A 15,056-nucleotide genomic window follows, 5' to 3' on the forward strand; every position below is an offset into this window, starting at 1 on the left:
TCAAAAGAACTTCTGCAGACTTGAAGATTGAAATTCTTAAAGAATGTAACGGCTTAAATCTTCATTTTGAACAATACTGTTCAGTTTTTCATTCACATATGCTTCTGTAATTGTAATCTCCCCCATTTGCATATCTGGTGCTTCAAATAATAAATCTTCTAGCAAACGTTCCAAAATCGTATGCAAGCGTCGAGCTCCGATATTGTCAGTGTCTCTATTGACATCAAACGCAATATTTGCGATCCGTTCGATTGCTTCTTTCGTAAAAACAACTGTGACATTTTCAGTGCCAATTAAAGCGATATATTGTTTTATCAACGCATTATTTGGCTCTGTCAAAATCTTGACAAAGTCTTCTGCAGTTAGATCGTCTAACTCGACACGAATTGGGAATCGACCTTGTAATTCAGGAATCAAATCACTTGGTTTAGACAAATGGAATGCGCCAGATGCGATAAATAAAATATGATCTGTTTGAACCGGACCATATTTTGTATTGACTTGAGAACCTTCAACAATTGGCAAAATATCACGTTGTACTCCTTCACGAGAAACTTCGCCTGAGTTTTGCTGACTTTTTGAAGTGATTTTATCAAATTCATCAATGAAAATAATGCCACTACTTTCAGCTAAACGAATTGCCTCGCTGTGAATGTCTGCATCTTTAACAATTTTAGCGGACTCTTCTTTAACTAATAGTTCTTGGGCTTCTTTGACAGTAACTGTACGTTCGACTTTTTTCTTAGGAGATAGAGCTCCTAAAGTTTCGTTTAAGTCGATGCCCATTTGTTCCATGCCGTTATTCATAGCTGGCATTGTCTTTTTAGGCTCTTCGATTTCAATCGTTACTTCACGATTGTCTAGTAATCCTTTTTGTAGTTGCTCGAGAATCGTTTTGCGATTCACTTTGATTTCTTCCGTTACTTCTTCTTGTGATTCTTGAGGTTGTTGCGCACTGTTGAACATTTGCATCATTTGTTCAAATTGATTATTGGACGTTTGTTTTTGTTCTTTTTTGATTCCTGGAACAAGAACTTTTACTAAACGGTTATTCGCCTTTTTCAAGGCTTGAGAATAAACTCTACTGTATTGTTTTTTTTCTACAATTTGAATAGCGTTTTCTACTAAATCACGTACCATTGATTCTACATCTCTACCAACATAACCAACTTCTGTAAACTTAGTCGCTTCTACTTTGATAAAAGGAGCATTGACGATTTTTGCCAGGCGTCTGGCGATTTCTGTTTTCCCTACACCTGTAGGTCCAATCATCAGCATATTTTTTGGCGTTACATCTTGTTGCATTTTTTCTTCAAGCTGTAAACGGCGATATCTATTTCTTAGAGCTACTGCAACTGATTTTTTGGCTGTTTCTTGTCCGATGATATATTCATCCAATTCTTTGACAATTTCTCTTGGTGTTCTATTTAATTCATTCATGGTCATTGTCCCCCATTTATAATTCTTCTACAATAATATTGTGATTTGTAAAGACACAGATATCTGCCGCAATAGTTAACGCATTTTTTGCGATTTCTTTAGCAGACATATCTTTATCTCCGTAATGTTTCATTGCACGAGCTGCTGACAAGGCGAAGTTTCCGCCTGAACCAATTGCTAAGATACCATCATCTGGAGTGATTACTTCACCTGTACCTGAAACTAGCAACATTTCCTTCTCATTCATAACAATCAACATGGCTTCTAATTTTTGCATAGATTGCTGTGTACGCCATTCTTGAGCTAATTCAACTGCAGCACGAGTTAAATTGCCATTGTATTCGTTTAATTTTCCTTCAAATTTCTCTTCTAGTGTAAACGCATCTGCTACACTTCCAGCAAAACCGACAACGACTTCGTCATTATATATTCTACGAACTTTTTTAGCAGTGCCTTTCATAACAACAGATTCTCCCATTGTTACTTGACCGTCACCAGCCATCGCAAATTTTCCATCTTTTTCAACAGCACAAATCGTTGTTGAATGAAATTGTGATTCAACCATTATAGTTCCTCCTAATTTAAAAGCTGAACAGGCTTGTTTCTATTTTTTAGTGTTGCTAGCCTGCAAGCTAGTTGATACAAGACTCGTTACGCACGAGGATGAAATGTTCGATAATTTTTTTGTAAACTTTCTTTTGTTACATGAGCATAAATTTGGGTCGTTGATAAATCAGAATGCCCCAATAATTCTTGAACGGTTCGCATATCAGCTCCGTTATTTAGTAAATGTGTGGCAAATGTATGACGTAACATATGAGGATGAATATCGCTATTTAAGGTACTTTTTTTTATAAGTTGATTTAAAATATACTCGATACCAGTTGGGGTAATTTGTTCCCCGTGATGATTAACAAAAGCAAACGCATGTTCACGATGGTATTTTTCCATCAAAACAGCTCGTCCATTTTCCAAGTACTCTTTTAATGCATCTTGCGCGAAAGAACCGAAAGGCACATACCGATCTTTGTTTCCTTTCCCATGAATAAGTAATACGTTTGCAGAAAAGTCAATGGATTGCAAGGTTAAGTTTGTACATTCACTTACTCGAATTCCAGTACCATAGAGAATTTCTAACAATGCTTGATTCCTTAAATTTAAAGGTTTCGACCCTTTAGCACTGTCAAACAAAGCATCCATCTCCTTTTCATATAAAAAACGAGGAAGACGTAATTGTTTTTTCTTCATGTGTACATACGAGAATGGATTTTCTTTGATGACTTCATTTTTAAGCAGAAATTGATAGAAAGAACGTAAACTAGCAATTTTTCGACTAATAGAATTCCGACTATATTCTTTATCATATAGGAAGCTCAAATAGGAGCGAATATCCAAATGGTCGACGTTTAAATAATCAGGCTCTCCCGAATTTTTTAAAAACACAAAAAAATTGTGCATGTCTTCTTCGTATGCAATTTTGGTTTTTTCAGAATAACCACGTTCAATGATCAAGTAGTTTAAAAATAGTTCAGACCAATTTTTCTCTTGCATAAACCTTCCTCCATTAAATTACACAGTAACTTTAGCATAACCATTTTGAAAAAACAAACGAATTGTCAGAATTTAATCAATATTTTCAAATTTAGTAACAATTTATTCATATTTAACTTTAAATGCTCATAAACTGTAAGCGTAATTTAATCTGTTTTTCGGTTGTTTTGTATCGCTTAAAAGACCAATGCAAATCGTTTGATTCGCACTGGTCTTTTTGTTCTTTCGTTTATTCTTCGATAGTTAAATCTTGTTTCATTTTAGCTAATGTCGTCAAAGCTCTGTCTGCAATGGCTTCATATCGTTCTTTTTTATCCCGAATTCTTTCTGGCAATTCAGGGAACAAACCAAAGTTAGCGTTCATCGGTTGGAAATGTTTGCCTTCTGCATGCGTAATATAATAGGCCATACTTCCTAAAGCTGTTTCTCTTGGGAAAACGATAAGTTCTTCCTCTTTGGCCAAACGAGCTGCATTCATACCTGCTAATAAACCACTAGCTGCACTTTCTACGTATCCTTCAACACCTGTCATTTGACCAGCAAAGAATAAGTTTTCTCTCTTTTGAGATTGATAAGTTGGTTTCAATAGTTCTGGTGAGTTCATAAAACTATTACGATGCATAACACCATAACGAACAAATTCAGCATTTTCTAAACCTGGAATCATTTGGAAAACACGTTTTTGTTCGCCCCATTTTAGATGTGTTTGAAAACCTACAAGATTGTATAATGAAGCGGCTGCATTATCTTGGCGTAATTGGATAACAGCATAGGGACGTTTACCTGTCTTAGGATCTTCCAATCCAACTGGCTTTAATGGCCCAAATAACATCGTTTTGATGCCTCGTTTAGCCATTACTTCAATTGGCATGCATCCTTCAAAGAATTTTTCTTTTTCAAATGTTTTTAAAGGAACAACTTCAGCAGAAATCAAGGCTTCATAAAAAGCTTTAAACTCTTCTTCCGTCATTGGACAATTTAAATATGCTGCCTCACCTTTGTTGTAGCGAGATTTTAAATAAACTTTATCCATATCAATCGTTGCTTTGTCCACAATCGGTGCCGCAGCGTCGTAAAAGTAAAAACCGTCTGAACCGTTAAACTCTTTGATTTGTTCTGCTAATGCTTCTGAAGTCAATGGCCCTGTGGCAATGATCACGATTCCATCTGGAATAGCAGTGATTTCTTCATTCTTAACTGTAATCAATGGATGATTTTTTATTTTATCCGTAATTTCTTGTGAAAACGTATCTCGATCAACGGCTAAAGCGCCACCAGCAGGTACAGCAGTTTTATCCGCACTGTTGATGATGATTGAATCCAAACGTCTCATTTCTTCTTTCAGAACACCAACAGCATTCGTTAAGTTATTGCCTCTCAATGAGTTAGAACATACTAATTCAGCAAAATTTTCAGTTTGATGAGCTGGAGTGTTTTTTACAGGACGCATTTCATAAAGTATTACTGGGACACCAGATTGGGCAACTTGCCAAGCAGCTTCACTGCCCGCTAAGCCAGCGCCGATAACTGTTACAGGAGTATTCATCTATTTCCTCTTTTCTTCAAAAAACCAACGGGCTTTTCCGCTGGTTTTTTAATTTTCTTGTTTTTATAGATATCGTTTATTTTTGAACGTTCTCTTCATAATCACCATTGATACAGACGACTTGTTTTCCACCTTTGACTTTTTTCTCAACGAGATATTGACCACATTTTGGACATGGACGCCCAATTGGTTTATCCCAAGATGTAAAGTCACAATCTGGATAGCGGCTACAACCGTAGAATAATCGATTCTTTTTAGATTTACGTTCAATAACTTGCCCTTCTTTACAAACTGGACAAGTAACACCAATTTCTTTGACAATTGCTTTAGTATTTCGACATTCTGGGAAGTTACTACATGCATAAAATTTACCATAACGTCCTAGCTTGATTACCATTGGATGACCACAGAGATCACAATCGAAGCCAGCTGGCTCGTCTTTGATTTGAATTTTTTCGATTTTTTCTTCTGCATTTGTCAATTCTTTTTCAAACGGTCTGTAGAAACGATCCACGACTTCTACCCATTTTTCTTGACCAACACCAATTTTATCTAAATCCCCTTCCATTGAAGCTGTAAAATGAACATCAACGATTTGTGGGAAAAATTCAACAATCAATGAATTAACGATCTCTCCTAGCTCGGTCGGCTCGAAACGTTTATTTGTTAGCTTAACATAATAACGTCTTTGAATCGTTTCTAAGGTTGGTGCGTAGGTTGATGGCCGTCCAACACCATTCTCTTCCAAAGCTCGGATCAATGTTGCTTCACTAAATCTTGCAGGTGGTTGTGTGAAGTGTTGTTTCGGTTCGATATCAAGAGCATTGACTTTGTCTCCTTCGGCTAAATCAGGTAAGATATTTTCTTTATCTTCTTTGCCATCATCGCGACCTTCAACATAAACTTGCATAAAACCTTTGAATTTTACTTTAGCACCATTCGCAATGAAAATCACGCCGTTTTGTTCCAATGTTACTTTCATTGTATCCAAGATAGCCGGTGTCATTTGACTGGCAACCAGACGTGACCAAATTAAAGTGTACAGTTTTAACTGGTCTTTGTCTAAATATTGTTTGATTTCATTCGGGGCACGCATAACGCTAGAAGGACGAATCGCCTCATGAGCATCTTGGGCTCCTTGCGCATTTTTTACTTTACGACCACCATGAGCAGAAAATTCACTACCGTACGTTTTTTCAATATATTCTGCTACTTCTGCTTTTGCAGAATCTGCGATTCTAGTGGAATCTGTACGCATATACGTGATTAAACCTACTGTACCCTGTTTCCCTAAGGGAATTCCTTCGTATAATTGTTGCGCAACCATCATAGTTTTTCGTGTTCGGAAGTTTAATTTTCTGGCTGCTTCTTGTTGTAAACTACTAGTTGTAAAAGGTAATGCAGGATTACGTTTCCGCTCTTTCTTTTCAACTTTTGTCACATCGTATTCTTTGCCTTTGATTCGAGTAGTTACTTCTTTTACTGCTTCAGCGTTCGGTAATTTTTTCTTTTTACCATCTAGGCCCCAGAAATTAGCCTTAAATTTTTTCTTTGCTTTCTGAAAATTACCATCAATGCTCCAATATTCTTCTGGAATAAATTTGCGAATATCATTTTCACGATCAATGATAATTTTAAGTGCTACAGACTGTACTCGACCAGCACTTAAGCCTTTCTTCACTTTACGCCAAAGAATTGGACTTAGTGAATAACCCACTAAACGATCTAGAATACGGCGTGCTTGTTGCGCATCTACCAAGTCTAGGTTAATCGTGCGAGGTTCTTTAAACGCAGCTTTTACCGCTTCTTTCGTAATTTCATTAAATACAACACGGTTTTTATCATTTAAATCCAAGCCAAGAAGGAAAGACAGATGCCAAGCAATGGCCTCCCCCTCTCGGTCCGGATCGGCTGCGAGATAAACTTTTTCAGCTTTTTTTGCAGCAGCTTTTAAACTTTTTATGACGTCGCCTTTACCTCGAATTGAGATATAGTGCGGTTCATAATTATTTTCAGTATCAACACCCATTTTACTTTTAGGTAAATCTCTAATATGCCCAACACTGGCAACAACCTTATAGTTTTTTCCTAAATATTTTTCAATCGTTTTGGCTTTAGCTGGTGATTCCACAATAACTAGATATTTATACGCCATTAAACGTGTGGCTCCTTTCGGTTTTTGTGTTTCTTCTATTATATATATCAAAATGTAGAGAACTCACAAATCGTACTTCATCATATCTATTCATTACAGGTTTGTCAAGGATTGATACAGTTAAATCGTAAAAAATTGAATTTCTTCTAAAATATCTTGTGGACAAATAGTACATTTTGCTCCATCTTGAATGAGGCCGTGACAACCATCTGATTGGGAATCAAATACATTACCTGGGACCGCAAAAACTTCACGACCATACTCTAGAGCAGCTTGGGCTGTGATCAAAGAACCACTTTTTTTTCTGGCTTCGATTACACAAGTACCTAGACTCATTCCTGCAATGATCCTATTTCTCATTGGGAAATGATACTTTCTAGGTCCTGTACCATTAGGGTATTCGCTTATAACTAGTTGCTCCTCCATCATTTTTCGCTGAATATGTGCGGTCTCCTTAGGATAACAACTATCTACCCCTGTTCCAATGACACCAATGGTATTCCCACCATGTTGCATCGTGATTTGATGACTGACACTATCAATTCCTTTAGCCAATCCACTAACAATAGTTAAATTATTACTGACTATTTCCGGAATCAATTGGCGTACAACATTAATTCCATATACAGAAGCAGCTCTTGCTCCGATAAAAGACAAACAATTTTGTTTTAAAAGCTCGATATTTCCTTTATAAAACAGTATCACAGGACAATTATAGATTTGTTTTAAGTAATAAGGATATATTGGATCTAAAATTGTAATAAAGCGGTGTGAGTGCTGGTATACTGCTAATTTTTCAGGGTCTTTTGACCAAAAATCCCATGATTCAGAAAATAGTTTTTGATAGGTCGTAATTCCAGCAATTTGGATAATTTCTTCTTTAGAAAAATCTGTACTATTGTTGTATCTCATTGAAAAATCTAGTACTTTCAGCATACCTAAATTTCCAATGCCGTTACAAATAGCTAATTTAAAAAGTAACGCTTGTTGTTTTTCTTCCATAAAAAAACCTTCTTTCACAAATACTTGTTATAGTAAGTATTCGCAAAAAAAAGGTTATTTTATTTTATTAATACATATTTTTAATTGGAGCGAACGTTTTTCTATGAATTTCGCAAATTCCTTGTCTTTCCAAACCTAGCAAATGTTCTTTTGTACCATAACCTGCATTATTTTCAAAACCATAACCAGGATACGTTTTAGCATAGTTTTCCATCATACGATCTCGAATAACTTTAGCAACGATACTTGTCTGAGCAATCGATATGGAGCGAGCATCCCCTTTAATGATACTTTCTTGGGGAATATTAACATCTAACGTCATTGCATCAATCAATAAATAATCAGGAACAAAACAAAGATCTTCCAACGCTATGCCCATAGCCATTTTTGAAGCTTGATAAATATTGATTTCATCGATTTTATGATGATCTACCATGCCGATCCCAATTGAAATAGCTTGATTTTGGATTTCATTGTAGAGTTCATCTCTTTTTTTTGCAGATAATTTTTTAGAATCATTTACGCCGAGAAGTTTAAAATTTTCAGGAAGAATAACAGCTGCCGCAACAACAGGACCCGCCAACGGTCCACGACCTACTTCGTCGATTCCAACAATCAATCGATGCCCCTTAGCTCGGGCTTCATTTTCAAATTGTTGCATTTCTTCAAACAACGCTATTTCGTTTTCGTGGCGCTGAATCCTTCTATCCCATTGTCTTAACGCTTGTTGAACACCGCTACGCTCATCTGCTTGCCACAAACGGATTCTGTCATCATCTCGATTATCAATCGTGGCTAAAGTGTCTTTAATTTGCAGAATTGACTCAGTTTTCATCTTTTGTAACTCCTAATTCTTCCCAGCGATCTAATGTGTAAGGGCCTAATTTGCTGCTGCGGATTTCTTGAATGATCATTTCACTTGCACGATCGTAATCATCGCGAAAGCCACGCTTTTGACTAATTAGCATCAGAAGTTCAGCTCCTTGTAAAAAGGTCTCCTCTTGTGTTAGCTTATAACGTTCAACCAGTCGCTCTGGATAAAAACGTGAAAAAAATGTTAACCCGTAAATTGCTAAATCATCTAAGTGTAGAAGTTGGTCTTTGATTGCGCCAGTTAAAGCTAATTTTTTACCGATTTCTTGATCTTCAAATTTAGGCCATAAAATACCTGGGGTATCCAACAATTCTAAATCTGTTCCCGAACGAAGCCATTGCTGGCCTTTCGTCACACCGGGTTTATTACCTGTTTGGGCAATTTTTTTACCGACTAAACGATTCATCAATGTTGACTTTCCAACGTTTGGAATCCCGATACACATTGCACGAATAGCACGTGGTTTTAACCCTTTTGAACGTTCTCGATCTAGTTTTTCTTTTAGTGCTTTCTTTGCTTCTGGAACAATTTTGTTGATGCCTTTATTTTGTTGAGCATTAATAACTAAAGTATTGTAGCCCTTTTCTTGGAAATACTTTTGCCACTTTTGATTTTGATCCTTATCAGCTAAATCACCTTTGTTAAGTAAAATCAAACGCGGTTTTTGTTGTACAATCTGATCCATCATTGGATTTCTTGATGAAAGGGGAAGCCTTGCATCTATCAATTCAAAAACGATATCAACATACTTTATTTTTTCGGATACTTCTCTTCTGGCCTTAGCCATGTGTCCTGGAAACCATTGTATTGTCATTTTATCACCTATCTTGGTATGAATTTCATATGTGTTATTGGGTAGTATACAAACTGTGCTTTACCTAAAATATACTTGCTTTCTACAGCTCCGAAAGAGCGGCTGTCTTTTGACATTCGTCGATTATCACCCAATACAAAATAACTATCTTCGGGTAAAACCTCTTCCGTAGTAAGATCACTTAAATTAAAATTAGTCGTATAAGGGGCTGTCTCGTGATCTTTTTTTATATTTTTTTCTAAAAACGGCTCCTCAATAGGCTTTTCATTTATAAAAAGCTGATCATTGTCATAGCGAATCGCTTCTCCTGGTAGCCCAATTACTCGTTTAATGTATATGGCTCCATTTGGTAATTTGAAAACAACTACATCAAATCGCTTGATTGATGTGAATTTTTCCATCACGATCATGTCACCTTGACTAAGGGTTTTCTCCATCGAATTCCCATCGACAGGTACAGGAATCAAAATAAAACCTCTTAGTATAAACAACAACACTAGGGAAGGAATGAGTATTTTTATGAAAAAAATAAAATAGCCAATATAAGATTTTCGTTTTTCCACTCTTTTCTCTCCCTTTTTTCTTGCTGATTCTATTATAAAGGAAAAACACTAGAAAAAGCGACTAATTTAAAGGAAAAATAAAACAGATCATAGTAAAAACTGAAATTGGCGTGAACAGTCAATTTCAGTTTTGAATGTATCGTTATTTTTCACAGTGGTTTCTTTTAGTTCTTTTTATTTTCGTGTTGTAGTTCCTTTATGGCAGTTTCATATGCTTGGTCGTTATCCTTAATTTTCTTTCCAACTTCAATTTCAATTTGAGCGGCCGTATCATTGTCAACTTCCCCTGTAACGGGTAAATCGTTGTCTGTTTGTACCGCATTTACGGCTTCTTTTGTTTGCTCAGTAAAATCGCTAGTATCAGGATTAACTTCATAACCAAGAGCATTTAACAGAGCATTGACGTTTTTGACAACTGGTGAAGAATCCCCTGCTTTTAACGTTTTATCTCTTGAAATCGGCGATAAATAAGCAAAATCTGGATAGTCAGCTGTAATGGTCGGTTCTAGTCCTTTTTTGTGAATCCATTCCCCTTTTGGTGTCAGCCATTTTAAGACGGTTAACTTGATTTCACTCTTGTCATTCAAATTTTTAATGGTTTGAACGGTTCCTTTACCAAACGTTTTAGTTCCAATGATTTTTTTATTCCCAGATTCTTTTAAAGCTGCCGCAAAAATTTCAGATGCACTAGCGCTTCCTTCATCAACTAAAACAACGGTCGGTTCAGTTACTTTAAAGCCACCATCTAAATCAGTAGAAGCGACATCCTCACTGGTATTGCCTTTTTTGTCTTCAAATTTAACGATTGTTTTGCCGTCTTCAAGGAACATACTCGCCATTTTTTCGACTTGGTCCAGTAAGCCACCAGGATTTTGCCGTAAATCAATCACAAAAGTTTTAGCTCCGTCTTTTCTTAAATTTTTGATTGTGTCTTGTAATTCCTTATAGGTATTTTCACCAAATGAAGTGATTTTTATCGAACCGATCGTAGGATCTTGTTTATCTATCTCTCCTTTAACAGTCTCGATCGGAATCGTATCTCGCTTGATTTTCAATTCAAAGGTTTCTTCGCCCCGTTTGATTGTTAAACGGACTTCAGTGCCTTTTTTTCCGCGAATTTTACTGACAACTTGGGAAAGAGTCTTTCCTTTTGTTTCTTTATCATCGACTTTTAAAACTATATCATTCGCCTTGATTCCTGCTTTGGCTGCTGGAGACCCTTCGATTGGTGCTTGTGCCACAGTTGGTAGCTCATCCATCATGGTCATTGTTGCCCCAATGCCTTCAAAGCTCCCTGCTAGACTTTGATCTAATTCATCTGCTTCTGGTTCATTTAAGTAGCTTGAATAGGGATCATCCAAGGCTTCTGTCATACCTTTTAGTGCCCCATCGACTAATTTCTTTTCATCAACTTTTCCTACATAATTATTGATGATTTCATTATATAGATTATCGACTTTTTTTAACTCACTATTTTGAACTGGAGTGTTTGCTAATTGTTTTTTGTATTGGTAGTCAAAATAAATATAGCAACTACCGCCGGCTAAAAAAGCAACACAAAGAATCGAAATAATGTATTGGTGAAAAGGGATTTGTCTTTTATTTTTCATACGGTCATCTCTTTCTGTAAAAATATCATTGCATGTTTTCAAGTTTACCATGAAAAAAAAAGAAGGAAAAGCTTTCTTTGCCTTTCCTTCTCTTTTTATTTATTGTTTTCTAAGTATTTTTCCCATAAGTCATCAAAAATGTGCATGTTTGTTAAATAATCAGCATTCATTTCTAAATAGCTAGATAATTCATGATACTCTTCAGACTGTTTAGGAAACTGAATATCTTTCGCAGCATCGTTTGCAAATTGGCTCTCTTCTGTTTTTTTTGGCGCTCTTAGCGTCATTAAATAGTGATAAAAACTTCTTCTCATATGGTCACCAATTCTTTTCTATAAAATTTGCTCGATTTATATGAGCATCTTTATAACGCTCTGGGTCTTTTTGGTAAAAGTCTTGATGATAGTCTTCTGCTGGATAAAAAATAGCTGCAGGTTCAATCGTTGTAACGATTGGTTCAGTAAAACGGCCACTTTCTTGTAATGCTTTTCGACTTTTTTCTGCAATTTTTTTCTGTTTCTCATTTATATAAAAAATCACTGGGCGATAATTATCACCACGATCTTCAAATTGACCTAAAGCATCCGTTGGATCTGTCTGTTGCCAATAGATTTCAACTAATTTTTCATAGGATATAACAGTAGGATTAAATTCAATCTCAACAGCCTCAGTATGCCCTGTAGTATGACTTAACACTTGTTCATATGTGGGATTAGCTACATGTCCTCCAGTGTAACCAGACGTTACTGATTGAATCCCTGGTTGTGTATCAAATGGTTGGATCATACACCAAAAACAACCACCGGCAAAAATTGCTTTTTCACTCAATTTGACTCCTCCTTCGTGTCTAAAGTAGTATTATTACTATCTTTTGGTAAGTAGATATTCATACGAATGTCGTCATCTACTAAATTTATTTTTTCTGCTCGGATAAATAACCCGTTTTGCATTCTAAATTGATCTAAACGAAGTAAAACAGTGCTATCATCTGGATTTACTTCTACCCAGTTTGGTAATTTGTAATCTCTTTGAACAAACTTTAGGATTTCTTTCATTGGTAATCCTAGTGTACCAATCGATAAGCTTTTTGCTTTGAGTTGCACATTACCGTCATCCATTACGTAAGGATCAAAATAAAGATAAAATTGAATCGGATGTCCTAAGACTTTAAAAGTACCATTTAGCATCGCTTCATTTTCCAGATAAAATTTATAAGTAATATCTGATCCTTTTTGGAAATCACCTAGGTAAAAATCGATCAGTGAATTTATTTGCTTCTTCGTTGATTGAACCGCTATAACAGGTGTACCGTCTTTTTCAACTAATTCTGGAACGGGCTTATAGTTTGGTTCGCGAACTTGGGTGACTCTTACAAAAACAAAGGCTAAACTTCCAATCAAGGCTGCTACCAAAACAATGAACGCAACCTTCCAATAATTAATGGATCGTTTTACTTCAGGCGCTTTTTTGCTTCGTTTGATCGTTTTTTTCACTTCTTTTTTTTCTTCTGGTTCATTTGCCATTTGTATCACTCACTTCCTTTTTTGAGCCATTTATCTTGCGTTTTTACCATTTCGTCACGCACTGCACTTGCCATGAGTTGATATCCTAAATTGTTGGGGTGAAAGTGGTCTTCTTCATATAGCGCATTGTTTTTGATATCTAGCTCACTGCTTGATGCTGTGCCAGAGGCTAAATCTTCACTGCTGACGATCCCTACCTCATCACCTGCTCCTTTATAAAGCAAATCATTTATTGGAATAAAATACGCATTTTTTTCTGCTTTGACGATTTCTTCTGTCCCATTATTCCAGTTGTCCACAATCTCTTGCATTTCTGTAATATCAGGGAAATAAAGATAAAATGGATTGTAAATGCCTAGGACATAAATGGGTGCCTCTGCATTGTAATTGCGAATTTCCGTTAGAACTTTTTCTACTTCTTTCTGATAATTTTTCAGTGGTCTTTCAAACGAATTTTTCGTTAAACGGAATACGTCTCCCTTAATTACTTTCATCAAGTCATTTCCGCCCACAGTCAACGTAATAATATCTGCTGAAGCTAAGCCATCTTGGATTTCTTTATTTTTTTTGATTCGCTTAAGAATTTGATCACTGCGATCACCGTTTTTTCCAAAATTATCTGTTTGGACACCGTTTAAATGATATTCCTCCTGCAAATCCTTAGCCACGAGTGGAACGAATCCACCTGAATTTGTTAAATCACCAATTCCTTCAGTCAATGAGTCACCGATGGCGGTGTAGTGGAGCACTTCTTTTGTTTCCGTTTTAGCTACTTGCATTGTTCCAGTACCTAAAATTGGTTTGGCTTTAGGTATTGCCACTACTAATAATAAAAAAATACCAATCATCGTGATGAAAAAAAGTGTGAAGCTTGGCCAATTTCTTTTGAAAAGTAATTTCATTGTATCCCTTCCTTTGCTGTGAATCACGAAAAGGTTGAACATTCGCTGATTAACAGTATTTGGCAATATTATTTTTAATTAAAGTAAATTATCTCTATTTTCACTTCATTTGTACAGTAAAAAGTTATAAAAAAATTGATTAAAAAAAGCAGATCAGTTTGATCTGCTCAAAACTCAGTCCGTATAGTACATGATAGCAAATGCACTCTTACCTGTGTGAGTTGCGATTACAGGGTTTGTATGCAACACAGGTATTTCCATATCAGGGAATAGTGCTTGTAGGCCTTCTTTAAATCCATTAGCTAACTCTAATCCATCTGCGTGAGAAATACCGATTTGACGCACATTTGATAAAGTACTTAATTCATTTTTTAGTTCATCAAACCATTTATTGAACGTCTTCATTCCTCGACCTTTAGCCACAGGAATCAGTTCTGTATGTTCGAAATCCATGACTACTTTCATATTAAAAATGTTGGATAAAAGTCCGGTTGTACGACTGATCCGACCACCTTTAACTAGATTGTCTAATGTAGAAATTCCAATGAATAGCTTCGTATTTTCTTTGACATGATTGATTTCAGCTAAAATCTCTGGAACGCTTGCACCATTTTTAGCTAATTTAGCTGCTTGAATTACTTGAAATGATAAGCCTTGATCGGTAAAATCACTATCGATTACTGTCACATTGGCAGAGCTTAAATTCCCCGCTTGTCTAGCCGCTTCTACTGTACCGCTCAAGCCTTTTGTCATATGAATGGAAATCACTTCGCTTCCATCAGCTCCTAAGCGATCGTATAGCTCCACAAATTCGCCGATTGGCGGCTGGCTTGTCTTTGGCAATGCTTTTGCTGTACTCATCAATTCCATAAACTGTTCGCCTTCTAAATGGTCGTCATCAGCGTATACTACACCGTCAATCATTACAGATAAAGGCATCATTTGAATATCCAAATCATCGCGTACACTTTTCAGCATTGTGCAAGAAGAATCGGTCACAATTTTAACATTTGTCATAATTTTATCACTCTTTCTTTAAAAACAACCTCAATTCGTGTTAAAATACAGTTGAGGCT

The 15,056-nt window shown here is 36.1% G+C and carries 15 protein-coding genes; all 15 read right to left on the minus strand.

Annotated features, from left to right (window positions below; translation table 11 throughout):
• Positions 1–36 precede the first annotated feature (36 nt).
• Entirely contained in the window at positions 37–1,440 is a 1,404-nt protein-coding gene (hslU, locus tag AC1PU0_RS08685; protein ID WP_069653172.1) for an ATP-dependent protease ATPase subunit HslU, read from the minus strand.
• A gap of 16 nt (positions 1,441–1,456) precedes the next feature.
• Positions 1,457–2,005 (minus strand): HslVU peptidase proteolytic subunit, encoded by a 549-nt coding sequence (hslV, locus tag AC1PU0_RS08690; protein ID WP_069653171.1) that lies wholly within the window; start codon positions 2,003–2,005, stop codon positions 1,457–1,459.
• An 86-nt stretch (positions 2,006–2,091) separates the two neighbouring features.
• Complete coding sequence (gene xerC / locus AC1PU0_RS08695) at positions 2,092–2,991, minus strand: tyrosine recombinase XerC (RefSeq protein ID WP_206850251.1); 900 nt, start codon at positions 2,989–2,991, stop codon at positions 2,092–2,094.
• A gap of 229 nt (positions 2,992–3,220) precedes the next feature.
• On the minus strand, positions 3,221–4,537 hold the full coding sequence (trmFO, locus tag AC1PU0_RS08700; RefSeq protein ID WP_206850249.1) for an FADH(2)-oxidizing methylenetetrahydrofolate--tRNA-(uracil(54)-C(5))-methyltransferase TrmFO: 1,317 nt from the start codon (positions 4,535–4,537) through the stop codon (positions 3,221–3,223).
• Positions 4,538–4,613: 76 nt separating this feature from the next.
• Entirely contained in the window at positions 4,614–6,692 is a 2,079-nt protein-coding gene (topA, locus tag AC1PU0_RS08705) for a type I DNA topoisomerase (protein WP_111247177.1), read from the minus strand.
• 120 nt (positions 6,693–6,812) lie between these two features.
• A complete protein-coding gene (gene dprA, locus AC1PU0_RS08710) occupies positions 6,813–7,694 on the minus strand; it encodes a DNA-processing protein DprA (protein WP_206850248.1) in 882 nt (293 codons plus the stop codon).
• Positions 7,695–7,761: 67 nt separating this feature from the next.
• Entirely contained in the window at positions 7,762–8,529 is a 768-nt protein-coding gene (locus tag AC1PU0_RS08715) for a ribonuclease HII (RefSeq protein WP_479998203.1), read from the minus strand.
• Positions 8,519–9,382, minus strand: coding sequence for a ribosome biogenesis GTPase YlqF (ylqF, locus tag AC1PU0_RS08720; RefSeq protein WP_069653165.1), 864 nt, complete (start codon positions 9,380–9,382; stop codon positions 8,519–8,521). The genes AC1PU0_RS08715 and ylqF overlap by 11 nt, the downstream gene beginning before the upstream one ends.
• Positions 9,383–9,390: 8 nt before the next feature.
• Positions 9,391–9,945 carry a signal peptidase I gene (gene lepB, locus AC1PU0_RS08725; protein ID WP_206850245.1) on the minus strand — a complete coding sequence of 185 codons (555 nt, stop codon included), beginning with the start codon at positions 9,943–9,945 and terminating at the stop codon, positions 9,391–9,393.
• A 164-nt stretch (positions 9,946–10,109) separates the two neighbouring features.
• The gene (locus tag AC1PU0_RS08730; RefSeq protein WP_206850276.1) at positions 10,110–11,555 is read right to left on the minus strand and encodes a S41 family peptidase; all 1,446 of its coding nucleotides are present in this window, start codon (positions 11,553–11,555) and stop codon (positions 10,110–10,112) included.
• A gap of 95 nt (positions 11,556–11,650) precedes the next feature.
• On the minus strand, positions 11,651–11,869 hold the full coding sequence (locus tag AC1PU0_RS08735) for a YozE family protein (RefSeq protein WP_069653163.1): 219 nt from the start codon (positions 11,867–11,869) through the stop codon (positions 11,651–11,653).
• Between the two features lie 4 nt (positions 11,870–11,873).
• Positions 11,874–12,383 (minus strand): peptide-methionine (S)-S-oxide reductase MsrA, encoded by a 510-nt coding sequence (msrA, locus tag AC1PU0_RS08740; protein ID WP_206850244.1) that lies wholly within the window; start codon positions 12,381–12,383, stop codon positions 11,874–11,876.
• Positions 12,380–13,078, minus strand: coding sequence for a YpmS family protein (locus AC1PU0_RS08745; protein ID WP_206850243.1), 699 nt, complete (start codon positions 13,076–13,078; stop codon positions 12,380–12,382). The genes msrA and AC1PU0_RS08745 overlap by 4 nt, the downstream gene beginning before the upstream one ends.
• A gap of 5 nt (positions 13,079–13,083) precedes the next feature.
• Positions 13,084–13,980 (minus strand): SGNH/GDSL hydrolase family protein, encoded by an 897-nt coding sequence (locus AC1PU0_RS08750; protein WP_069653161.1) that lies wholly within the window; start codon positions 13,978–13,980, stop codon positions 13,084–13,086.
• 174 nt (positions 13,981–14,154) lie between these two features.
• Positions 14,155–14,997, minus strand: a complete 843-nt coding sequence (locus AC1PU0_RS08755) for a DegV family protein (protein ID WP_069653160.1) — start codon at positions 14,995–14,997, stop codon at positions 14,155–14,157.
• Between the last annotated feature and the right edge of the window lie 59 nt (positions 14,998–15,056).

This window comes from Enterococcus sp. XAF26B05_ASV22 (genome assembly GCF_056727285.1).

Excerpts from the sequence above, each read along its gene's own strand:
- AC1PU0_RS08715 (WP_479998203.1), bottom strand. The coding sequence starts at position 8,529 with ATGAAAACTGAGTCAATTCTGCAAATTAAAGACACTTTAGCCACGATT.
- hslU (WP_069653172.1), bottom strand. The coding sequence starts at position 1,440 with ATGAATGAATTAAATAGAACACCAAGAGAAATTGTCAAAGAATTGGAT.
- dprA (WP_206850248.1), bottom strand. The coding sequence starts at position 7,694 with ATGGAAGAAAAACAACAAGCGTTACTTTTTAAATTAGCTATTTGTAAC.
- trmFO (WP_206850249.1), bottom strand. The coding sequence starts at position 4,537 with ATGAATACTCCTGTAACAGTTATCGGCGCTGGCTTAGCGGGCAGTGAA.
- AC1PU0_RS08730 (WP_206850276.1), bottom strand. The coding sequence starts at position 11,555 with ATGAAAAATAAAAGACAAATCCCTTTTCACCAATACATTATTTCGATT.
- hslV (WP_069653171.1), bottom strand. The coding sequence starts at position 2,005 with ATGGTTGAATCACAATTTCATTCAACAACGATTTGTGCTGTTGAAAAA.
- AC1PU0_RS08735 (WP_069653163.1), bottom strand. The coding sequence starts at position 11,869 with ATGAGAAGAAGTTTTTATCACTATTTAATGACGCTAAGAGCGCCAAAA.
- ylqF (WP_069653165.1), bottom strand. The coding sequence starts at position 9,382 with ATGACAATACAATGGTTTCCAGGACACATGGCTAAGGCCAGAAGAGAA.
- AC1PU0_RS08750 (WP_069653161.1), bottom strand. The coding sequence starts at position 13,980 with ATGAAATTACTTTTCAAAAGAAATTGGCCAAGCTTCACACTTTTTTTC.
- xerC (WP_206850251.1), bottom strand. The coding sequence starts at position 2,991 with ATGCAAGAGAAAAATTGGTCTGAACTATTTTTAAACTACTTGATCATT.
- topA (WP_111247177.1), bottom strand. The coding sequence starts at position 6,692 with ATGGCGTATAAATATCTAGTTATTGTGGAATCACCAGCTAAAGCCAAA.
- AC1PU0_RS08745 (WP_206850243.1), bottom strand. The coding sequence starts at position 13,078 with ATGGCAAATGAACCAGAAGAAAAAAAAGAAGTGAAAAAAACGATCAAA.
- AC1PU0_RS08755 (WP_069653160.1), bottom strand. The coding sequence starts at position 14,997 with ATGACAAATGTTAAAATTGTGACCGATTCTTCTTGCACAATGCTGAAA.